Raw genomic sequence first — 22,965 nt, 5'->3', positions numbered from 1 at the left:
AGGGCGCCTTTATGATCTATTTTTTCAGCCTATGCTTATAGTTTGCTATTAACGTCTACTGCATTCAAATCAGCGAACGCTTCTTTCAGACGAGCAACAAATGTTTCTTCACCTTTACGTAACCAAACGCGTGGATCATAATATTTTTTATTTGGAGAATCAGTTCCTTCTGGGTTACCGATTTGACCTTGCAAATAATCATGGTTTTTCGCTTCATAAGCTCTTACACCATCCCAGAACGCCCATTGCATATCCGTATCAATGTTCATTTTGATCGCGCCATATGAAATCGCTTCTGCAATTTCTTCAGGAGAAGAACCAGAACCACCGTGGAATACGAAGTTTACTGGCTTTTCAGCAGTAAGATTATATTTCTCACGAATATATTCTTGTGAATTATGTAATATAACTGGTTGCAATTTCACATTACCTGGTTTGTAAACACCATGAACATTACCAAATGCAGCTGCCACTGTAAATTTGTCAGATACTTTAGATAATTCTTCAAAAGCATAGGCAACTTCTTCCGGTTGGGTATACAGTTTTGAACTATCTACATCCGAGTTGTCAACACCGTCTTCTTCACCACCTGTAACACCCAGCTCGATCTCCACAGTCATACCAAGTGGTTTCATACGCGCTAAGTATTTAGCTGAAATTTCAATATTTTCTTCAATTGGCTCTTCCGATAAATCCAACATGTGAGAAGAGAACAATGGTTTTCCGTGTTGCGCAAAGAATTTCTCGCCAGCGTCCAACAAACCGTCGATCCAAGGTAAAAGTTTCTTAGCTGCGTGATCTGTATGCAGAATAACTGCTACACCATAATGCTCAGCTAATAAATGAACATGTTGTGCTGCAGATACCGCTCCCAATACGCAAGCTTGTAAATTATCGTTGTTTAAGGTTTTACCAGCGTAGAATTGCGCTCCACCATTTGACAATTGAATAATTACAGGAGAATTTACTGCTTTCGCAGTTTCCATAACCGCATTGATAGAGTTTGTTCCGATAATGTTTACCGCAGGCAAAGCAAACTTATGTTTCTTCGCAACCTCAAACAACTCTTGTACTTGATCTCCTGTCAATACACCTTTAAAATCTTTTAGGCTCATATTTCTGTTATTGATTTATTTTAATCTTTCATTAAACTTGAAGCTACTAAATTATTAAAAATTATTATTACTTCCTAATTTTTACAGTGTACTAAATACACTATCAATTCACATCGGATATAGAATCTTAACAAATCATAAAACCCCGACTGTTCAATTGAATAGGAACTTTCCAGTTACTCCTTTTTCAATGGCATTGACAACAAAATATCCACAATTATCCTTAAATCACAGAAAAGACACCATAGAAATATTCAGAAATATGAATTATTTTAAAAATTGTATCGGGATTGATTAAATTTGGATTCACCAAATTGTCACTATTATGCTACAGGTATACGGTATCAAAAATTGTAACACAGTAAAAAAAGCACTTACATGGTTGGAAGACAATAATGTTCCCTTTCAATTTCATGACTTCAAAAAAGAAGGCGTCAGTGTAGATAAATTAAAAGAATGGGAAACACAGGTAGACTGGCAGGCTCTAGTGAATAAAAAGGGAACCACATGGAAAAAGTTATCTCCAGAAACTCAAGAGCAAGTCATTGACAGTGATAGTGCCAATAAAGTACTTCAGGAAAATACAAGCATGATTAAACGTCCTGTTATTGAATACAACAAAGGTATATTACTCGGTTTTAATGAAGCAGAGTACGTAACAAATTTAAAATAGTTCCACAAAGCTTCCCGGAATGGAGGTTCTAAAAAGCCTCCAATTATCCAAAATAAACCTTTAAGGCCCCTTTTTATCCCTTATATTATGAAACGTCGTTTGCGTTTTTTTTGGCTCAATGTACTTTTCATTGTATATTGGAGCAAATAAACATAATTTAAGTAGACGTATGATGAAAAGAATTGCACTGGCTTCTTTAAGCCTTGTTGCGTTGAGCTATGCTTATCCGGCCTTTGCACAGGAGAAAACATCCAATTACAGCTATACAGAGGCCTTTGCACCCTTGTTTTTTAAAAATAATGGCAATGAATATCGTTCCGCAGCCGGAAAACCGGGCCCTGCTTACTGGCAAAATGCAGCCGACTATAAAATTCAGGCTTCCCTGAACGATCAAAATGATCAAATTACAGGATCTGTCGAGATTACCTATAGCAACAATAGTCCTGACAATATGAACTATCTGTGGTTACAATTAGATCAAAATATGTTTTCACAACATGGCCGTGGTCAATTGATCTCCCCCTTGACAAACAGCCGTTACGGTGATGGTAACTCAACTTTTGATGGTGGATATCAGATACAATCTGTTACGGATGTAAACGGGAATACCATCGAACATATTATTGACGATACCCGCATGCAGCTTCGACTTCCTGCGGCATTAAAAAGCAAGGGCGGCAAAATAACTTTTAAGATTAAATACCAATATACCGTTCCTAAATATGGTGCGGACCGAACAGGTATACTTGACACAAAAAACGGAAAAATCTATGCCATTGCACAATGGTTCCCAAGACTGTGTGTCTATGACGACATTAGAGGTTGGAATACGCTTCCCTATACAGGACCGGGAGAGTTCTATCGTGAATTCGGAAATTACCAGGTTGAGATCACTACCCCGGCAAACCACATGGTTGTATTGGGTGGCGAATTGTTAAACCCCCAAGAAGTATTTACAGCTGAACAACTCAAGCGATATCAACAGGCACAACGCAGCGACGAAACCGTGATCATCCGCTCCGCCGAAGAAGTTAACGCAAAAAACTCCAGGCCCGACAAGAAAACCTTAACCTGGAAATATCAACTTAATAATGCGCAAGACATTGCCTGGGCGTCCTCTACGGCATTTATATTAGATGGCGCGAAGATCAATCTACCTAGTGGAAAAAAATCCCTCGCTTTGTCAGCCTATCCAATTGAAAGTAACAGTAACAATGCCTGGGAACGCTCGACAGAATATACGAAAGCTGCAATTGAAATCTATTCAAAAAGCTGGTTTGAATATCCTTACCCTGTAGCAGTGAATGTGGCCTCCAATGTCGGTGGAATGGAATATCCAGCCTTGTCGTTCTGTGGCAATCAGGCCAAAGCAGGCTCACTTTGGGGTGTTACCAACCACGAGTTTGGTCACAATTGGTTTCCAATGATTGTCGCATCCAACGAACGTGAACATGGCTGGATGGATGAAGGGTTCAATACATTTATTAACGAACTCGCAACAAAGGAATTCAACAATGGCGAATATTATCGTAATCAGGCGAGCAGATCCTACATCTTTACTGCCCGTAATCTTGAACCGATCATGAGTACCCCGCAAAACATGAAAGAACGTAATATTGGTGCTTTGGTCTACTATAAGCCCGCTTATGGACTGAAATTATTGCGAAACGAAATCATCGGTCCTGAGCGCTTCGATTACGCCTTTAAAAAGTATATCCAAGAATGGGCTTACAAACACCCTACTCCGGAGGATTTCTTCAAAGCTATTGAAAATGGTGCTGGAGAAAACCTAAACTGGTTCTGGCGCGGGTGGTTTGTCAACAACTGGCAAATGGACCAAGGTATAAAATCGGTATCCTATGTCAACAACGAGCCAAAATTTGGCGCACTTGTCACCGTAGAAAACCTTGAAAAATTACCGATGCCAGTTATTGTTGAAGCTACAACCGTATCGGGCAAGAAGATTCGAAAAAAACTACCAGTGGAAATCTGGGAAAGAAACGACGTATGGCAATTTAAAATACCGACCACAGAGCCACTGCAATCTGTACAGTTAGATCCGGACATGGTCATGCCGGACAAGAACCCAGACAATAATTCGTGGAAAGCAAATTAGCATATTTTCAAAATCTATTCGTTATTTTTGGCTAGAGAACAATCATGAAGGTACGGCGTAAACAAAACGGCAAATACCCTGTTCATTCATAGATTGAAAATACATAACTATATTTATTCACATGAAAATCTTACAAACGATTCTAAGCTGCTTACTTATTACGCTAATGAGTGGACATCTGGTTGCACAGGAAAAAACCAAGGGGATTATTATGGAACTTGTCAGCGGTGAGAAAATTGAGGCTGCACAAATTCAAAATTTAAGAACCAAGGCTGAAGTACAGACCAATAGAGATGGCTCCTTTGCAATTGACGCCAATATTAACGACCTCTTGTTAATCAAGGCTGTGGGATATGAACAAGATACTGTCTTCATTTATGATACCAGCTTACGCAGAGTCTATTTGAACAGAATGAATAATGTTATCGAACTCAGTGAAGTTGTCGTAGAACGGATGACAGACAGCAGACTTGCTGCTGAAATCCAACGCGAGAAGACTTTAGGAAAGTATTCTGACGCGAGTCAAAACCGTGGCGGAGTACGGATTTCTCCAAGCCGCATATTTAGCAAAGAGGGAAAACAAGCCCGTTCAAATTACAAACTTCTGATCGCAGAACGCGAGAAAAGAGCAGTTGATCGAAAATTCACTGAAAATCTGATCAAAGAATTGACTCCGCTCAATGGTTCGGATCTAGCCCTGTTTAAGGAAAGATTTAGACCTTCCTATAAATTTATTCAAAACAGCAGCCAAGAAACTCTGAAGGTCTATATCATGGATAGCTATAAAAAATTTAACGAGAAAAAATAAAAAACAAACACTTTTATCACGTGATTGTCAGAAGGTTTTAAACTGTAATAATTTTTATTTCAGTTTAAAACCTTTTCTGTTACTTTGTGTTATAATTTAGAAAAATCAGCAGAGGATGTTACACAACTTGAGGTTCGCAACAGCATTACACATTATGGTTCTGGCACAGTTAGAAGAGTCAAATCAATGGCTTTCTTCTGAATATATTGCGTCAAGCATCCAAGTCAATGCAAGTGTGGTTCGCAAAGAAATTGCATCTCTCAAAACAGCATCTTTACTGACAAGTAAAGAAGGTAAGGGCGGCGGTATTCGCATAAATCCCGAGAATCCAACGATTACCTTGGCTGATATTTATATCAGCACCAAGCAAACCGATTTCGGCGGGAAATTTAACAGTCCCAATCCGGCCTGTATTGTGGGCAAAAATATCAACTCCAAACTCCAGGATCTGTATCAGGAAGTCGACACTGATATTGTACAGCGTTTGGAAAAGATAACCCTGGCTGATTTTAGCAAAACATTTAATTAAAGGAAGCATGAAAGTAGCAGTAATTGGATCCACAGGATACGTAGGATCTCATCTCGTAAAAGAATTGGTAGACCGTAACTATGACGTAGTCGCCATCGCCCGCCACATCGAAAATATTCCATCGAGTGAAAAAGTAACCAAACTCCAAGTAGATATCAATGATAATAATCAATTGGTTTCTGCCCTAAAGGGTGTTGATGTTGTTGTTTCGGCTTTCAATGCCGGATGGACCAATCCTAATCTTTATGAGGATTTTACAAAAGGTGCATTGGCCATCCAACAGGCTGTTAAAGATGCCGGTATCAATCGTTTCATTGTTATTGGTGGTGCAGGAAGTTTATTGATTGATGGAAATAGACTGGTCGATTCACCGGATTTTCCCAAAGAAATTAAACCTGGGGCATTAGCTGCAGCAGATTATCTGAATACCATCCAGAAAGAAGATCAACTTACCTGGACCATGTTTAGTCCTGCTATAGAAATGAATTCCCATGCTGGTGGAACCCGTACCGGAAAATACCGCACAGGCCTTGATGCTCCGGTATTTGATCAGGATGGTCGTTCTAGATTATCAGTAGAGGATCTTGCTGTAGCAATAGCAGACGAAATTGAGAACAAACAATTCCTCAATAAACGCTTTACAGCAGCGTATTAGTACCCAAACAAGCATTTGATTCAGATTTTATTACAAAAGGGAGGAGCAATCTTCCCTTTTTTCATTGAGATCATTTATATTTGACATTAATTAAACAATTGAAAAGCTAAATAATCGTAAAGAATTAATCCTATGCTATTTAAAAAATCGATTCCTCAACTCATTGCTGAAGCAAATGAAAATGGAGAACACACGCTAAAGAGGACACTGTCCAGCTCGGGCCTTATCGCCCTCGGTGTCGGGGCCATCATTGGGGCAGGACTTTTCTCCCTAACAGGGATTGCCGCTGCTGAAAATGCAGGTCCAGCTGTTATCCTATCTTTCATTATCGCAGCAGTAGGCTGTGGATTCGCAGGTCTTTGTTATGCCGAATTTGCCTCTATGATCCCTGTTGCGGGAAGTGCTTACACATATTCCTACGCCACAATGGGTGAATTTGTCGCCTGGATAATCGGCTGGGATCTCGTCCTAGAATATGCACTAGCAGGAGCTACAGTAGCGGTCAGTTGGTCCCAATATTTCAACCAGCTCCTGATGATATTTCATATCCAGCTCCCCGACGCCCTGCTCAAAGGCCCTTGGGAAGGTGGTGTAGTCAATCTGCCGGCCATCATTATTGTTTGTTTACTATCGCTGTTACTGATGCGTGGCACACAGGAATCATCCCGCGTAAACAATATATTGGTTATCCTAAAAGTTGGGGTAGTATTGATTTTTATCGCCTTGGGATGGAGCTTTATCAATCCTGCAAACCACGATCCATTTATCCCTGTAAATGCAGGTGAAGAGCTTGTGAAAAGTGGACAACAAAGCTTCTGGTCATTTTTAAAGAGTGATGACTTCGGTCACTTTGGTATCAGTGGTGTATTGCGCGCTGCTGGGGTTGTCTTTTTTGCATTCATCGGCTTTGACGCAGTGAGTACAGCTGCCCAGGAAGCGAAAGATCCAAAAAAAGGTATGCCAATCGGTATCATCGGCTCGTTAATAATCTGTACACTTTTGTATGTTTTATTCTCTTACGTAATGACAGGTATCGAAAACTATACGATGTTCAAAGGTGATGCTAAACCAGTTGCGACAGCTTTTGCAAAAACTGGATATCATTTCTTAAATACAGCGTTGATTATTACGATTATTGCAGGATACACTTCAGTTATTCTCGTGATGTTACTTGGTCAGAGCCGCGTATTTTATTCGATGAGTAAAGATGGTTTGCTTCCAAAGATATTTTCAGACTTATCCAAAAGACAGACTCCTTGGAAAACAAATGCTATTTTCATGGTATTCGTAAGTATATTCGCAGGTTTCGTTCCAGTTTCTGACCTTGGCCATATGGTAAGTATTGGTACCCTATTTGCCTTCACCCTCGTATGTGTAGGTATTCTAGTACTACGTAAAACAGATCCTAATTTGGAACGCCCATTTAAAACACCATTGGTTCCTTTCGTTCCAATTATGGGTATCTTGGTCTGTATTTTAATGATGGCTTCATTGCCAATTGAAAGCTGGGAGCGTTTAGCCGTCTGGCTTGCTATAGGCTTATTGATTTACTTTGTATACGGCAAAAAACATAGTGTCATTAGAAAACAACATCAGAACCAACAAAAGGTTGGTTAAACATAAAAAAGGCTTCTTAATAAAGAAGCCTTTTTTATGTTTAAGAAATCCAATAGCACATTCTTATTACAGCGCACTCAGTTTAAAATATCCATTCGCAATGGTATCTTCTTCTAGACCGATCTTTGGCATAATTTGAATACTATACAGCTCTTTATCGTGAGGTAATAGCAAATCTTCTATCTCATAAATATCATCAACATCCAAGCCATACTTATCATCGATATGTGCCGAACTGTGGTGCTTCCAAAAAACAGTGCGTTTTGCCTTTTCAGTCGCCTTCGCCAAACTGGATGCTACAATAAGTTCTTTGTAATGGAACTCGTCAAATTCATTCGGTTTGTAGCCACCTAAATTGACAAAAAACAACTTCAATTCCGAATCAATAGCCTGTTCATTCCCCCTTTCAGTAACCTTAATTTCATATTCCCCAATCTTATGGACAACACGGTACGCATCAATGTGAATTTTACCATCAGCCTCGGGCCAAAAATCTTTAATGGGATCGACAAAGTCCTTGAGCTCATTACCAATACCAAAGAAAATGTCATGCTGTTCTGTCCGTCTATTTTTCGGCTTACAACCGATCAAAATCATAAATAATTTCATAGTCAAAAATCAGTCTTTCAATGTCCTTGCTAGAATATCCAGTTTATTTTTCATCGATGTCTGTGCGTACGAATCATGGATATTTCATAACTTAAGCCCTGTAAAAAATAAAAATAACTATTATCCACCACATTTAACATATATTATATCTTCACAATGCACAAAATATTTCTATCATTTACGTTACTATTCTTATCATTACTGTCCTTTGGGCAAAAAGCCGCTACCGATAAAAAACTCGAATCACAGATAAAACAGCTTATTCAGGGTTTTCAAGGCGATGTTGGCATTTATGTACACCATCTCAAAAAAAACAAAGAAGTCAACATCCAGGGCGACAGCATTTTCCCTACAGCAAGCATTGTCAAAATCCCCATTTTAGTCGGCATCTTTAATAAAATTGAAAAAGGTGAACTACAACTTGATCAGCAACTGCTCTACCGTGCTAGTCAACAATATGGCGGCTCAGGGCTGATGCAGTTTTTTAAGGACAGTACACAAGTTGACTTGAAAACCTTGGTTGCACTTATGCTATCTTATAGTGATAATGTAACCAGCATTTGGAATCAAAAGCTTGCAGGAGGAGGTGTCGCGATCAATAAATTAATGAGCGATCTTCAACTGGCCCACACACGTGTCAACTCACAGACAGAGGGGCGGAAGCCAGATTGGGAAAGATATGGTTGGGGCCAGACTACACCAAAAGAAATGGCCGACTTAGTCACACTAATCCGACAAGGCAAAGTTGTATCCCCAAAATCTTCCGATCAGATGTATCGTTTTATGGGCAACATGTTCTACGATGAGAGAGGGCTATCACAAATCCCATCCACTGTCAAAACAGCTTCAAAAACAGGTTCTTTAGATGACGTACGCAATGAGGTCATTTTGGTCAATGCACCGAAAGGAGATTACGTTTTCAGTATTTTCACCAAGAACAATACAGATAAAAGCTGGGGAAAAACAAATGAAGCGGAGGTACTTACCCGTAAGCTTTCCAAATTGTTATGGGATTATTACCAATAAGCCTATTTAAGTCAATGTTATAAATATGTTATATAAAAAAGGGGGGCACTCAAAAAAGTGCTCCCCTTCCCTATAGTTCAAATGAAATACGTCAACTAATTTTTCAACGCTTCACCTACATTTTTAGCTTTCCGACTAATATCGTCACCTACTTTTTTGGAAGCATCTTTTACATCTTTAGCAGCCTCTTTGGTTCCAGTAGCAACATCATTTGCAACTTTCTTCGTACCTTCAGCGACATTTTTTGCGGCATCTTTTGTTTTATCAACAGCCGTGTTTGTCGCATCCACAGTCGCATCTTTTGCATCTTTCAATCCCTCTTTTACATCCTCCCCGGCATTACGCAATGCATCTTTTGTTTTTTCCCAGGCAGTATTGGCTTCTTCAGAGGCAACGCGAGCTTTTTCTTCAGCGGCTTTATCACCTTTTGCGATAGCTTCATCCAAATCCTTTTTCGCTTGTTCTGCTTTTAAACGAGCATTTTCCTCCGCATTTTTTAAATCTGCGATTGCGGCATCTACATGCTCACCGACTGTTTTTGCCGAATCTGTCGCTGTAGTGTCTTTTTTCTCCGAATTGTTGCAAGAAGACATTACCAATGCTCCTGCTACGACTGCTAAAAGTGCAATTTTCTTCATTATAAATTGATTTATGAGTGTAGTTTTCAACGGCCCATCAGAGCACGCATACATCAATTTACAACTTCTATGCCAAATAGACAAAATTATTGCTTCGGATAGATCGTTCCTTTCGCAGCTTCCAGTGTATTTTTCAACAAACCGACGATCGTCATTAAACCAACTCCCCCCGGTACAGGTGTAATCCAGGATGCTTTAGGAGCAACATTTTCAAAATCAACATCCCCATATAGCTTAAAACCAGATTTCGTTGCTGTAGAAGTTTCTCTATTAATACCGACATCAATTACTACCGCCCCATCTTTAACCATGTCCGCTGTAACAAAATTTTTCTTCCCGATTGCTGCAACAACGATATCACCCCGCAAAACCTCTGTTTTAAGGTCTTTTGTGCGACTATGTGTTAATGTCACAGTACAATTACCTGGATTGGAATTACGAGCCAGTAAGATACTCATTGGCGATCCTACGATATTGCTTCTTCCAACCACTACGGCGTGCTTGCCTGCTGTATCGATCTTATAATAATCCAACATCAACATAATACCATATGGCGTAGCTGGAATAAAACAAGGAAGATTACGTTGCATACGTCCGAGGTTGATCGGATGGAAACCATCCACATCTTTGCGGTAATCAATTGCTTCGGTAACTTTATCGGGATCAATATGTTTTGGTAAAGGCAACTGAACAATCAAACCGTCGATAGACTCATCCTGATTGATTTCTTTGACCTTAGCGATCAATTCATCTTCTGTTATGTTTTCATCATAACGAATATTTGTTGATTCAAAGCCGACCAGTTGACAGTTGCGCATTTTGCTGGCTACATAGGTTTCGCTACCACCATCATTCCCCACAAGGATAGCAACCAGATGTGGCTTACGGCCAGTCTGTGTAGTAAATTCAGCCGCATCTAACGCAATTTGCTCTTTAATTTTTTCGGAAACTAGTTTACCATCTAATAGATTCATGTTTAGGAGATTTTATTGTATTTAAAAGGAGCCCAAGAGCTCCTTTATTATTGTGTTATTTTGATTAATCTAATTTCAATACCGCCATAAATGCAGATTGCGGAATCTCTACGTTCCCAACCTGACGCATGCGTTTCTTACCTTTCTTTTGTTTTTCCAAAAGCTTACGCTTCCGTGAGATATCACCACCATAACATTTTGCCGTAACATCTTTACGCAAAGCTGAGATCGTCTCCCGGGCAATGATCTTTGCACCGATTGACGCTTGGATACGAATTTCAAATTGTTGACGTGGTAACAGTTCTTTTAGTTTTTCACAGATCTTTTTACCAAAATCATACGCGTTGCTCCGATGTATCAACGATGATAAGGCATCTACTGGCTCATCGTTCAATCGAATATCCAATTTTACCAAATCTGACTTGCGATAACCAATCTGGTGGTAATCAAATGAAGCATAACCTTTAGAGATTGTTTTCAACTTATCATAAAAGTCAAATACAATTTCTCCCATTGGCATTTCAAAAACCAATTCAACACGATCCGAAGTCAAATAATGCTGGTTCATGATCGTACCGCGTTTCTGGATACAAAGCGACATAATTGGTCCAACGAAATCCGATTTCGTAATAATATTAGCTTTGATATATGGCTCTTCGATTGAATCCAATTTACTTGGATCCGGTAGATCAGAAGGATTATGTACGATCACTTCCTCTTTATCTTTGGTCATATAGGCCTTATAGGATACGTTGGGAACTGTCGTGATAACCGTCATATCAAACTCGCGCTCTAGGCGCTCTTGAATAATCTCCATGTGAAGCATACCCAAGAAACCACAACGGAAACCGAAGCCCAAGGCTGCCGACGACTCTGGTTCAAACACCAAAGAAGCATCGTTCAGCTGCAAACGGTGCATCGATTCACGCAACTCCTCGTAATCCTCCGTATCTACAGGATAAATACCCGCAAAGACCATCGGTTTCACCTCTTCAAACCCTTGGATAGCCTCAGAACAAGGACGATCCTTATGCGTAATGGTATCCCCTACTTTCACTTCACGTGCCTCCTTGATACCAGAGATAATATAACCTACATCACCGGTCTTAATAACTTCTTTGGGTACTTGATTCAACTTCAACGTACCAATTTCATCGGCAAAATATTCTTTCCCAGTAGCAACAAATTTCACGCGATCACCTTTACGGATTTCACCATTTTCAACTTTAAAATAAGCCATGATACCACGGAATGAGTTGAAAACAGAGTCAAAAATCAAGGCTTGCAAAGGTCCATCAGAATTACCCACTGGATGCGGAATACGGTCCACAATAGCTTCCAAAATATCCGGAACACCAAGACCTGTTTTACCAGATGCAGGAATAATCGCATCACGGTCACCACCGATCAAATCCACAATCTGATCTTTTACTTCTTCCGGCATAGCACCAGGAAGATCCATTTTGTTGAGGATCGGGATAATTTCCAAATCATGTTCCAATGCTAGATATAAATTTGAAATCGTTTGCGCCTGTATACCTTGAGATGCATCAACGATCAGTAAAGCGCCCTCGCAGGCAGCAATTGAACGCGACACCTCATAAGAAAAATCTACGTGCCCCGGGGTATCAATCAGGTTCAAGATATATTCCTGACCATCTCTTTTATAATTCATTTGGATGGCGTGACTCTTGATCGTAATACCACGTTCACGTTCCAAATCCATATTATCAAGTAATTGTGCCTGTGCCTCACGCTGACTGATGGTATTGGTATACTCTAAAAGGCGGTCTGCCAAAGTACTTTTGCCATGGTCAATATGCGCAATAATACAGAAATTACGAATGTGCTTCATATAGGATTTTTAAACTCTTTTGCTAAAAGGCAAAGATACCTTTTTTTATATATATTTATATAAACTAGCTTTTTTTTAGTTTACTATACGCGAAGAAATCAGACCAGACACTATTCCTATTAAGAACGGAAGAAACTGCATTCGCTATTCAGCAATAGCATATAAAAAATGCTTCTGATTTCGTGTAACATTGTCTGTGTCCCAAGAAATTCGTCCCCGAAATTGCTCCGAACGAATTGGGCAATTATCGACCTGACAATATTGGCAGCACTGTGGAAGACAAGGATCCGCATGAACGAAAAATTCGGTCCGTACCGACATTTCCTTATTGACAATCTTATCCACAGCAGAAATTTCATCATGCACCTGGATAAGGTCAAGGTAACGAGGTAGTGTGAGATGGCAATCTACATGGAGTTCGTTCCCATAGCGCTGTACACGAAGATTATGAACATCAATCCATTCATCTTTCCGATTGCGCTCCAAGATTTCGACTACATCCTGTACGAGCGCTGTATCCGATTCATCCATCAATCCACCGATCGATTGGCGAAGTAGCTTATAACCATTGAAGAGGATAAAAAGCCCCAGTACAATTGAAATGACCACATCGATCCATTGGAAACCTGTCAGTCTCATCAATAGTAAACCCAGTATCAATCCGACCGTACTATAGGCATCTACCTGCAGATGTTTTCCGTCCGCCACCAAGGTAATGGAGCCCAATGCACGTCCACGCTTCATGATATAGAATCCTACTGCAAAATTTATCACAGATGTAATACCGATCAGATAAATCCCTTGTTCAAGGTGTGTTAACGCTGCAGGAAAGAAAAGATTGTAACAAGCCTTGGCTAAGATAATGGCGCCGGCGATAAAAATAAGTCCACCTTCCAAAAACACCGAAAAGAATTCCACTTTACCATGCCCGTAGGGATGATTCTCATCCTTAGGCTGCGCCGAAAGATAAATACTATAAAATGCAAAACCCGAAGCAATCACATTAACGATACTCTCTGCCGCATCTGTAAAGATTGCACTGGAGTCCGTTAAAAAGTAGGCAAAAAATTTCACAATCATCAAACCTATTCCCGTAAAAAGTGATAATAAAACCAATCTTCTTTGTCTTGACATGATGCTTATCTTCTATATGAAACCTTCTATGAGCAAATGATGAAATGAGGGCCAGCCAACATTTTTGTGAGCGCAAAGGTAAAGATATAACGACAAATCAGAACGATTAGTTTTGAACATCCAACGTCAGGGATCAATTAAATAACTGTGCTAAATCGCTTCAACAGTCCTTTTATTAAAAAAGCCCAATAAAAGAGCTACTTTTCTTTGTAAATTCTCAAAAATAAAGAAGATTATTTGCAACGTATGTAATATCTTTGTCTTACCATGAGCACATCATCATACTTATCAGACAGGATAAATAATTTGTCCGAATCGGCTACACTTAAAATGACCAAGTTGGGCCGCGAATTAGCAGCAAAAGGCGTTAATGTAATTAGCCTTAGCGTAGGTGAACCTGATTTCAACACGCCTGAGCATGTAAAAGATGCAGCGAAGAAAGCCCTAGATGAAAACTGGACGCGTTATTCGCCGGTACCGGGATACCCTGAATTGCGCCAGGCAATTGTAAACAAGTTGAAGACAGAAAACAATTTAGATTATGACATCTCTCAAATTGTTGTTTCTACAGGTGCAAAACAATCCCTGTCTAATGTAATTTTGACTTTGATCAACCCAGGTGATGAGGTAATTATCCCAACACCATATTGGGTATCATACTCCGAAATGGTCATTTTAGCAGAAGGAAAATCGATATTTATCAATACAGAGATCGACAATAACTTTAAGATTACACCAGCACAATTGGAAGCGGCAATTACACCAAAAACCAAATTGTTTATGTTCTCTTCGCCAAACAACCCCACAGGAACAGTTTACAGCAAAGATGAATTGGCTGCATTAGCTAAAGTTTTCGAAAAACATCCACAGGTATTTATCCTATCCGATGAAATCTACGAACATATCAACTTTGTAGACAAACACGAATCCATCGCACAATTTGAAAGCATCAAAGATAGAGTAATTATCATCAATGGCTTTTCAAAAGCATTTGCAATGACGGGATGGCGTTTAGGTTATATCGCTGCCAACAAAACCATTGCTGCCGCAAATGATAAATTACAAGGACAGACAACCTCAGGTACATGTTCAATTTCTCAACGTGCGGGTATCGTCGCTTATGAACAAGGATTAGAATCTGTCAACAAAATGAAAGAAGCTTTCGCTCGTCGTCGCCAATTGGTATACGATCTATTGACTGAAATCCCTGGCGTAAGAACAAATCTTCCAGAGGGTGCATTCTATTTCTTCCCAGAAATCTCTTCGTTCTTTGGTAAAAAAGACCAAGATGGTAATGTCATTAAAAACTCATCTGATTTGGCATTGTACTTATTGAATGTTGGTCACGTAGCTACAGTAGGTGGAGATTCATTCGGTAACGACAATTACATCCGCTTGTCTTATGCAGCTTCAGACGAAAGTTTGATCGAAGCTTTAAAAAGAATCAAAGAAGCATTAGGAAAACTAGCCTAATCTCCTATCCAAATAAAAAAAGAGCTCCTCTGAGCTCTTTTTTTTTCAGTTCCAATTTTCCCCTAAATTTTCGACACAGCCTAAACGCCTATTCGGTCAAATATCATCTCAGCCCCATAATTTAAGCAGATGTTATCGCTTGAAATAAATATTTATTACATTTACTCCTATGAGTATTTTAACAGAGAAATTTAAAACGCAGCATGACACGGCTCCGTTTTCACAGATAAAAAACGAAGATTATATTCCTGCATTTGATGAAGCTATTCAGAAGACAAAAGATGAAGTCGATGCTATCGTCAACAATCCCGAAACGGCAACTTTTGACAATACCATCGCTGCTATGTCCTACTCTGGACAGACACTAGATCGTTTGTCCAATATCTTTTTCAATCTCCATTCCGCTGAAACCAATGCTGATCTCGAAAAGATCGCACAGGATGTCGCCCCAAAACTATCTGCTTTAGGCAATGATATCACCTTAAATTTCGATCTTTTCAAAAGGGTTAAGGCTGTATACGATCAGAAGGATCAACTGACATTAACGGCAGAGCAAACCACCTTATTGGAAAAATCCTATAAGGATTTTGTGCGCAACGGTGCACTTTTGAATGATGAACAAAAAGAAAAGCTTCGCGAAATAGATGCCGAGCTATCGCTTTTAAAATTGAAATTCGGAGAGAATGTCCTCGCCGAAACCAATGCCTATCAGCTGTTGGTAACAGACGAAAAAGATCTTGCCGGACTTCCAGAGGGTGCTGTAGAGGCTGCACATGCTTTGGCTAAAGCCAACGAAAAAGAAGGCTGGCTTTTTACCCTGGATTTCCCGAGCTATCTTCCTTTTGTCACTTATGCCGACAATCGGGAACTTCGCAAAGAAATTACCCTCGCCGCAGGCCGCAAAGCTTTTCAGGACAACGAGCACAACAACGTGGACAATGTCCTTAAAATTGTAAAACTGCGCTTCGAACGGGCCAAATTATTAGGCTACGCCACCCATGCAGACTTTGTCCTTGCCGAACGTATGGCGCAAAACCCAAGTAAAGTCACCGAATTCCTAAACGACTTACTTGGAAAAGCGAAACCAGCAGCAGTGAAAGAATTTGCAGAATTATCTCAATTTGCAAAAAACATGCATGGCATAGACCAATTGGAAAAATGGGATGGTGCCTATTATGCCGAAAAGCTGAAACAAGAACGCTTTAATCTGGACGATGAAAAGCTCAAACCTTATTTCAAACTCGAAAATGTCTTACAAGGTGCATTTGAAGTAGCCCATCGCTTGTTTGGCATCAACTTCAAGGAAGTCGATACAATAGATACCTACCACGAAGAAGTACAAACATTTGAGGTCAGTAAAGACAACGGTGAATTCGTTGCTATCTTCTATGCCGATTTCTTCCCGCGTAAAGGAAAGAGAAATGGGGCCTGGATGACCTCTTTCAAACCACAGTACATTCAACAGGGTAAACAAGAACGTCCACATGTCTCCATTGTTTGCAATTTTACGCGTCCTACAGCTTCAAAACCTTCGCTGTTGACCTTTCAGGAAGTGACCACATTATTTCACGAATTTGGACATGCCCTACATGGTATGCTAGCTGATAGCACTTATCCTACACTATCTGGAACCTCTGTATATTGGGATTTTGTCGAGTTACCGAGTCAGGTGATGGAAAACTGGTGCTACGAAAAAGAAGCTCTTGAGCTATTTGCCAAACACTATGAAACTGGCGAAGTGATCCCGATTGAACTTGTCGAAAAGATCCGCGAAAGCGCTTCATTTCTTGAGGGTATGGCAACAATGCGCCAATTGAGCTTTGGTCTATTGGATATGGGCTGGCATGGACAGGATCCAACAGCGATCTCGGATCTGAAAGCATTCGAAGATGAACAGTTTGCCTCGACAAAACTCTATCCCGATGTCAAGGAAAATGCCATGAGCACGGCCTTCTCCCATATTTTCAATGGCGGTTATTCTTCGGGCTATTACAGCTATAAATGGGCCGAAGTACTGGATGCCGATGCATTTGACTACTTTAAACAAAACGGCATTTTCAATAAGGAAATCGCAACCAAATTCAAGGATAATATTCTTTCAAAAGGTGGAACCGAACATCCAATGGTCCTTTACAAACGTTTCCGCGGACAAGAACCTTCGGTAGAACCTTTGTTGAAAAGGGCTGGATTGATCAAATAATTGGATTGATCAAATAATAAAACAGCTGGATTTTATATCCAGCTGTTTTTCAACCATAACTTTGTTGTTCACCGATAAATTTCTGTGCAAACAATTAGGTGCAAACAGTTATCTGAATGTACCTCTGGTTTGGACGCTATCATGAACTTTTGCTATTCTCAAGCTTTCATCAGGCAAATACAGAAACTATCTCATTTGTTTCCAACCAAATAGCGAGACATTAGGTCAGAACACGACACATCTTGCTGATTAAGCAAAAAAATAGTACCTTTGTAAGACATAATTGGGGTTGACCGGAATTGACAGGATGGAGACGGTTATGTAAGCATGTAGTGCGTTGTTAGTAGAGCACTTTAATCTGAACTTTCAGAATTATAACTGGCGAAGAAAACTACGCCTTAGCTGCTTAAGTTAGACTTAACATAGCTATTTGTCCCGTTAGATCCTGTTCTTTGGTTTAACATTCGGGGCATCGAACAATAGAACTGGCAAGTGTGATGTTGCTAAGCACTTGTGAGAAACAGCAACTACGGCGTACGGTATAGGTAAGCGACTCACCTTCCCTCGCTCGACAATTAAAGAGAAGCTAAACATGTAGAAAGCGTATACAGTACCATGACTGGACGAGAGTTCGAATCTCTCCAGCTCCACAAACAAAAAAGCCTAACTCACGTTAGGCTTTTTTATTTATTCTAGAATACCTTTGTAGACGGCATCCCGTAAGGCACCTCCTTCTGTATCTCCCGCGTATTCCCAGTACATCGCACCGAGTAATCCTGTCGTGTGTACATAATCGCATTTAAGTGCAATCGATTCTGGCGTTTCATAAGTCAGTACAAAATCCCCTTTATCGTTGACAAGATAATGCGCTTTAGCCTCATCGTCCCATTTCTGCTCAAAGCCCTGAAGTGAAAGCAGATCTTTATAATCGATAAAACCCTTGACTTCAGTTTTATTGCCCCGACCATAGAATGGAATTCCCAGCACCAATTTTTCAACAGGCATACCGCCCTCGATATGAGCCTTAACGGCCTCCACACAAGTTGTATGTCCAGATAAAGGTGAACGGTGCAAACTCGCGTGATGATAAGGCGGATGACCCGAATCATAAGTCATGATATTGACAAAATCCACATCATTCTTAATCTTGTCAAAAGCAATATACTTACCGTTCGCAACAGAAGCCAAAGTCAACAGTTTCTTCTTACCAATAGCCTTGCGGATATCGTGCATGAGCAAGGTGAAATTCTCCGTATCCGCTAAAGAAGACGAGATCCCTGCAGAAGAATTCGTTGGATATTCCCAGTCGATATCAATACCATCAAGATTAAACTCCTTCATCACACGCCAGCAGTCTTTGGCAAACTTTTGCCGATTAGATTCATTAGCAGCCATTTCGCTAAACCGACCGCTTCCCCAGCCGCCAACGGACAGCAATACCTTGAGATGTGGATGTGTTTTCTTAAGATCCGTAATAGCCTTCAATCTGGATTCATTATCTATACGTAGGCCGTCAAAGCTGTCGCTGACATGTGCAAAAGCATAATTGATATGCGTCAGATAAGTCGGATCAGGCATCACTTTAGACCAGGAAGTGACATAGGCGATAACAACTTTTTTGTTTTTCGCTCGTGCACAACTTACACTAGGATACAACAATAAAGTCAATAACAGAACAGTGAAGGTCTGACCAAATATTGATTTCAATTTACATTCCATAATAGCTTTTTATTTTGTTTCTAGATGATATTGATCGTCCTAAAATATAATCCGTAAAGCATTCACATTTGATGCTTACTCGCCAACTAAAGTTTCAGATAAATATGTAGCTTCTTTAGCAAGATTGCATACCACAACATGGCTAAAGCCCAAAACAATGAACCGGCAATAGCTAAGCTCATATAATCAGATTGCTTATAAAAGAACAGTGGAAGATGAAAACCCCAACAGACAAAGTAAATCAGATCAGGAGCAAGATAGGTCGTTAATGAGTTCTTTCCGGCCTCCTCAAACACCCGCATACCCTGCTGGTAGCCTTTTAGATCTATGAAATAATAAAGTGGTATCAAAAGCAATACGCTAATTCCGCAACAAATCAATGCCCAACTCGGCGTACCATGGATTTTGGATAAAATAAACCAAAAACGCAATACAAAACCTGCAACTAGCCAAATCAAACCAATAACCAGCAAAAAACGCAACAATACCCGCGGAGTTGCCGCATAACGTTTCATAAGCATCCCTATGGTTGTTCCGGACAGCACAATACAGGGTATATTGCCAGCTAGAAGAACATGTAAATATCTTCCGGCACCAGGGAATTCAACTTTAAATCCCATTTGGCTCAGCATATTGAGTACCAAAAACACCAACCAACCACATACAACCACAATTATCTTTCCCCTGCTCAATAAGAAAATAGAAGCCGCGGCAAAATATCCCCATCCAATCAGCCCTAAAATCCCCCACCACCCTACTTCCAAGCCTTTTCCATCCGACGCTTTGAAAATATACAGGAGATAAATAATCCCCATAATACCAACTGCACGCAGCCCCTTATAAATGGACTGATATTGCATGTCCTTCGGATAATGATTCCAAATCAGAAAAACGAATACATACAGCAGTCCCAACCACAACAAATGTGACATCCCCGTCAGCTGTGGATCAACTCGCGGACCATTCAATATCAATACACCAATAAGCAATAAACTTAATGTTCTGATCAGAATATGAACAAAAATGACCGTTGTCGATGAACCTATCTTTTCCCTGGCCGCAACAGCATAAGGCACTGCCATTCCAACCATAAAAAGAAATCCCGGAAATACCCAATCCGCCAAACCCATTCCGTCCTCATCTGCTTCCGAGTGAACCAGCCATTTAGGTACACCCGGAATAAACAAGTCATTGACAAATAACATCAAGAACAGCGTGAAACCACGCATAACATCCATTGAACGGATTCGGATTTTAGGTACAGCTTGCAATGCGTTCATAATTGATTCGTTGTATTCAAAAAAGTAGCTAACAGCATAGCTGCTAGCCAATCTCATCCCTAGATCCTTCTTAGATAATTTTTTAGTGATTTTATGGCGACCGGAACTCGGTGAAAAATTCCTGCTTAGAAAAGTTCCTGTATAACTAAACGAAAAGACAAGCTATTTCGCTAAGATCTATCATCAATAACGCTGATGTCTCTTCGTTGAATGATCTAAGATGAGAAAAAAATAACACTATATAGTGAAATATTTGTTAAAATTGGTGTAAATTTTACTCATAAAACACAGAAATCGTGCAATTTACCCCTGTGCCCCTTATGAACGAGTCAGAAGCGCAGCAAGAAATGTCACACATCTATGAATTGTTACCTTTATGAAGTGTAATTGTATTGCATATAAAAAGCAATTTATCTAAGTTTGACAAAAACAGATTTAATACATAGCCGATCTTCATGAAATTCATTCTTTTTATCTGCTTGCTATTCGCAACACAAGCTATCTTCGGACAGAATATCAGCGTCGTCAATAATGAATCCTCCCTTTTTGAACTTGAAAACCCGAACGGTAAAATTGATTTTTTAGTCATTGATCCTGATCCACAAATTAAGAAACCTCTGTTTTTATTTTGTCAGGGATCGTTACCCTTGCCGCTATACTTTAATTACAAAAAAGAGGGATTAAGTCTTTTTGGAGGAGGATTAACGAACTTTAACTACCAGGATATTATTAAGTCGTATCATCTCGTCGTTATTTCAATGCCAGAAACTCCAGTTATCGTCGACGAATCTCAGCTTAATGACTCTTATTGGTATTATGGTGACTCAAAAGATAAAAATACCCCGAGTATAGCGTACCAAAAAGCAGACTATCTAGATAATTATGTAGACCGAGCCGTTTCAGTATTAGATTATCTTAGCGGACAACCTTGGGTCGATAATTCACAATTAGTTGTATTCGGTCACTCTCAGGGTGGACACGTAGCCTCCAAATTAGCTTACCGCTATAAAAAAGTAAGTAAATTAGGCCTATCAGGAACAAATATATTCGGACGAATAGACCAAGATATACGACAAGCAAAACGCGATGTTCAAAAAGGAAAAATTTCCTGGCAACAGGCCGCTCAAAAAATTGAACAAACCTATGCATTTTATAAAGATGCCAACAATCCAGAAAAATTAAAAAACAATCCCAATTTGCGTTCCTGGAAGTCATTTTCGCAACCTGCTATTGACGAACTATTGGCCTTTAATAAACCAATCTATATCGTCTTCGGTACAGAAGACATTGTATCTGAATTAAATGATTTAGTACCTCTTTATTTTATAAAAAATCAGAAAAGTAACTTAACTATAAAACGCTATTATAATCAGGAACACAATTATTTTGAAGTTCAGAACGATGGCCGGCCCGATTACAACAAGCCCCATTGGAACGAGGTAATGAATGGCTTTTTAGCTTGGGCATTAGAATCAAACCAAACAGTAAACAACAATTAAACAGTACAAACCATGAATCAATTAAAATTTCGCGACGCAGCACAACATGATTTACCACGCATAGTAGAAATATACAATTCTACAATCGCCTCTCGCATGGTTACTGCAGACACTGCCCCAGTATCTGTTGCCAGTAGACAAAAATGGTTTGACGAACATAACGCTTCGAAAAGACCCCTGTGGCTGATAGAAGATGAAAATAACCAGATACTTGGTTGGGTAAGTTTTCAATCTTTCTATGGTCGTCCAGCTTATGATGCAACGGTAGAAATCAGTATCTATTTGGATGAACAGCAGCGTGGTCGAGGCCTGGGTAAACAGATTCTCCAGTACTGCATTGATAAAGCTCCAGATTTAGGCGTACATACTTTGTTGGGATTTATCTTTGCACACAATCTTCCAAGCATTGCATTATTTGAAAAAATGGGTTTCAAGGAATGGGCTAACTTACCCAATATAGCAACCTTAGATCAGGAAGAACGTAGTCTAAAAATATTAGGTATACGAATTAAATAACAACGTGACGACCTAAGTAGCTGTCACCAAAAATAAAATTGTTAAATTAAAGTATTAACTTGATAAGATCTATAATTCGGTAATATGAAACATTTAATCCAATTCTCCTTGATGTTGATTGCTTATGTATTTGTTTTTTCCAGCCCCCTGTTGGCACAAAATCCAGACCGTACTAAAACTATCCCGATCGCAAATGATTCGGCATACAACAAGATAATACAAGTGCTTCAGGATGGTGGTTATTTTATTGTACAGCTCGATCGGACTTCGGGATTTATTCAAACCAGTACGTATCTTGAAAACAAGAATCTCCTAAGCAATAAAGAGGGAGAAAAATTAATTTTCAACTTCCTGATCAGCCCTTTACAAGCTAAAAGATCAAAAATAGTTCTAAATATATTTTCAATAGAAAGGCGTAAAGGAGGGAGTTTTGACGCACCTAATTATTATGATGAAGATAAGGGAATCGTCCGGGACAATAAAGCCTACCAGCAAATTTGGGATAAGATACTCCCTCTATTTCAATAAA

Annotated in this window: 20 protein-coding genes and 1 other RNA gene; 13 read left to right on the top strand and 8 right to left on the bottom strand. The window is 39.7% G+C overall.

All coding sequences use genetic code 11. From position 1 onward, the window contains the following. Positions 1–35 precede the first annotated feature (35 nt). The gene (gene fbaA, locus HS960_RS25010) at positions 36–1,115 is read right to left on the bottom strand and encodes a class II fructose-bisphosphate aldolase (RefSeq protein WP_153846853.1); all 1,080 of its coding nucleotides are present in this window, start codon (positions 1,113–1,115) and stop codon (positions 36–38) included. A gap of 325 nt (positions 1,116–1,440) precedes the next feature. Here fbaA and HS960_RS25005 point away from each other — a divergent pair, with 325 nt between their 5' ends. The 6 genes from HS960_RS25005 (at position 1,441) to HS960_RS24980 (ending at position 7,513) form a co-directional block, all read left to right on the top strand. After that, positions 1,441–1,788: an ArsC family reductase gene (locus HS960_RS25005; protein ID WP_153846852.1), complete on the top strand. Its 348-nt coding sequence runs from the start codon at positions 1,441–1,443 to the stop codon at positions 1,786–1,788. Positions 1,789–1,957: 169 nt separating this feature from the next. Beyond that, positions 1,958–3,904 (top strand): M1 family metallopeptidase, encoded by a 1,947-nt coding sequence (locus HS960_RS25000; RefSeq protein WP_227550236.1) that lies wholly within the window; start codon positions 1,958–1,960, stop codon positions 3,902–3,904. 121 nt (positions 3,905–4,025) lie between these two features. Further along, positions 4,026–4,712: a peptidase associated/transthyretin-like domain-containing protein gene (locus HS960_RS24995; RefSeq protein WP_153846850.1), complete on the top strand. Its 687-nt coding sequence runs from the start codon at positions 4,026–4,028 to the stop codon at positions 4,710–4,712. Between the two features lie 115 nt (positions 4,713–4,827). Further along, positions 4,828–5,241, top strand: coding sequence for an Rrf2 family transcriptional regulator (locus HS960_RS24990; protein ID WP_153846849.1), 414 nt, complete (start codon positions 4,828–4,830; stop codon positions 5,239–5,241). 7 nt (positions 5,242–5,248) lie between these two features. Further along, a complete protein-coding gene (locus HS960_RS24985) occupies positions 5,249–5,896 on the top strand; it encodes an NAD(P)-dependent oxidoreductase (protein WP_153846848.1) in 648 nt (215 codons plus the stop codon). 132 nt (positions 5,897–6,028) lie between these two features. Beyond that, a complete protein-coding gene (locus tag HS960_RS24980) occupies positions 6,029–7,513 on the top strand; it encodes an amino acid permease (RefSeq protein ID WP_182330791.1) in 1,485 nt (494 codons plus the stop codon). Between the two features lie 66 nt (positions 7,514–7,579). Here the strand turns inward: HS960_RS24980 and HS960_RS24975 are convergent, their stop codons facing one another. After that, positions 7,580–8,122: a DUF1543 domain-containing protein gene (locus HS960_RS24975; RefSeq protein WP_202883714.1), complete on the bottom strand. Its 543-nt coding sequence runs from the start codon at positions 8,120–8,122 to the stop codon at positions 7,580–7,582. Between the two features lie 156 nt (positions 8,123–8,278). On the opposite strand from HS960_RS24975, the gene HS960_RS24970 reads away from it, so the two are divergent. Beyond that, entirely contained in the window at positions 8,279–9,148 is an 870-nt protein-coding gene (locus tag HS960_RS24970) for a serine hydrolase (RefSeq protein ID WP_153846847.1), read from the top strand. Between the two features lie 95 nt (positions 9,149–9,243). Here HS960_RS24970 and HS960_RS24965 read toward each other — a convergent pair whose 3' ends face one another. The 4 genes from HS960_RS24965 to HS960_RS24950 all read right to left on the bottom strand — a co-directional run bounded on the left by HS960_RS24965 (position 9,244) and on the right by HS960_RS24950 (position 13,749). Beyond that, entirely contained in the window at positions 9,244–9,786 is a 543-nt protein-coding gene (locus HS960_RS24965; RefSeq protein WP_088162833.1) for a hypothetical protein, read from the bottom strand. A gap of 86 nt (positions 9,787–9,872) precedes the next feature. Then, positions 9,873–10,760: a bifunctional 5,10-methylenetetrahydrofolate dehydrogenase/5,10-methenyltetrahydrofolate cyclohydrolase gene (locus tag HS960_RS24960; protein ID WP_088162834.1), complete on the bottom strand. Its 888-nt coding sequence runs from the start codon at positions 10,758–10,760 to the stop codon at positions 9,873–9,875. Positions 10,761–10,824: 64 nt separating this feature from the next. Then, positions 10,825–12,615 (bottom strand): translation elongation factor 4, encoded by a 1,791-nt coding sequence (gene lepA, locus HS960_RS24955; RefSeq protein WP_153846846.1) that lies wholly within the window; start codon positions 12,613–12,615, stop codon positions 10,825–10,827. Positions 12,616–12,759: 144 nt separating this feature from the next. Next, entirely contained in the window at positions 12,760–13,749 is a 990-nt protein-coding gene (locus HS960_RS24950) for a cation diffusion facilitator family transporter (protein WP_153846845.1), read from the bottom strand. A 267-nt stretch (positions 13,750–14,016) separates the two neighbouring features. Here HS960_RS24950 and HS960_RS24945 point away from each other — a divergent pair, with 267 nt between their 5' ends. From HS960_RS24945 to ssrA, 3 genes are all read left to right on the top strand, one after another. Then, complete coding sequence (locus HS960_RS24945; protein WP_227550235.1) at positions 14,017–15,222, top strand: pyridoxal phosphate-dependent aminotransferase; 1,206 nt, start codon at positions 14,017–14,019, stop codon at positions 15,220–15,222. A gap of 169 nt (positions 15,223–15,391) precedes the next feature. After that, positions 15,392–17,422, top strand: coding sequence for a M3 family metallopeptidase (locus HS960_RS24940; RefSeq protein WP_153846844.1), 2,031 nt, complete (start codon positions 15,392–15,394; stop codon positions 17,420–17,422). A gap of 285 nt (positions 17,423–17,707) precedes the next feature. Beyond that, positions 17,708–18,075, top strand: a transfer-messenger RNA (tmRNA) gene (ssrA, locus tag HS960_RS24935). A 34-nt stretch (positions 18,076–18,109) separates the two neighbouring features. Here the strand turns inward: ssrA and HS960_RS24930 are convergent. Both HS960_RS24930 and HS960_RS24925 read right to left on the bottom strand, forming a co-directional pair. Next, entirely contained in the window at positions 18,110–19,141 is a 1,032-nt protein-coding gene (locus tag HS960_RS24930) for a glycoside hydrolase family 18 protein (RefSeq protein WP_182330790.1), read from the bottom strand. An 86-nt stretch (positions 19,142–19,227) separates the two neighbouring features. Beyond that, positions 19,228–20,421, bottom strand: a complete 1,194-nt coding sequence (locus HS960_RS24925) for a DUF5009 domain-containing protein (RefSeq protein WP_153846842.1) — start codon at positions 20,419–20,421, stop codon at positions 19,228–19,230. A 455-nt stretch (positions 20,422–20,876) separates the two neighbouring features. Here HS960_RS24925 and HS960_RS24920 point away from each other — a divergent pair, with 455 nt between their 5' ends. From HS960_RS24920 to HS960_RS24910, 3 genes are all read left to right on the top strand, one after another. Further along, on the top strand, positions 20,877–21,920 hold the full coding sequence (locus tag HS960_RS24920; RefSeq protein ID WP_182330789.1) for an alpha/beta hydrolase fold domain-containing protein: 1,044 nt from the start codon (positions 20,877–20,879) through the stop codon (positions 21,918–21,920). A 12-nt stretch (positions 21,921–21,932) separates the two neighbouring features. Beyond that, positions 21,933–22,436 (top strand): GNAT family N-acetyltransferase, encoded by a 504-nt coding sequence (locus HS960_RS24915; RefSeq protein ID WP_075994058.1) that lies wholly within the window; start codon positions 21,933–21,935, stop codon positions 22,434–22,436. A gap of 84 nt (positions 22,437–22,520) precedes the next feature. Then, positions 22,521–22,964: a hypothetical protein gene (locus HS960_RS24910; RefSeq protein WP_153846840.1), complete on the top strand. Its 444-nt coding sequence runs from the start codon at positions 22,521–22,523 to the stop codon at positions 22,962–22,964. Position 22,965: the final 1 nt, after the last annotated feature.

This window comes from Sphingobacterium paramultivorum, assembly GCF_014109745.1.
GTDB classification, from domain to species: Bacteria; Bacteroidota; Bacteroidia; order Sphingobacteriales; family Sphingobacteriaceae; genus Sphingobacterium; species Sphingobacterium paramultivorum.
Note: the sequence above shows the minus strand (reverse complement) of the source record. Positions and strands in the feature narration are given on the sequence as shown.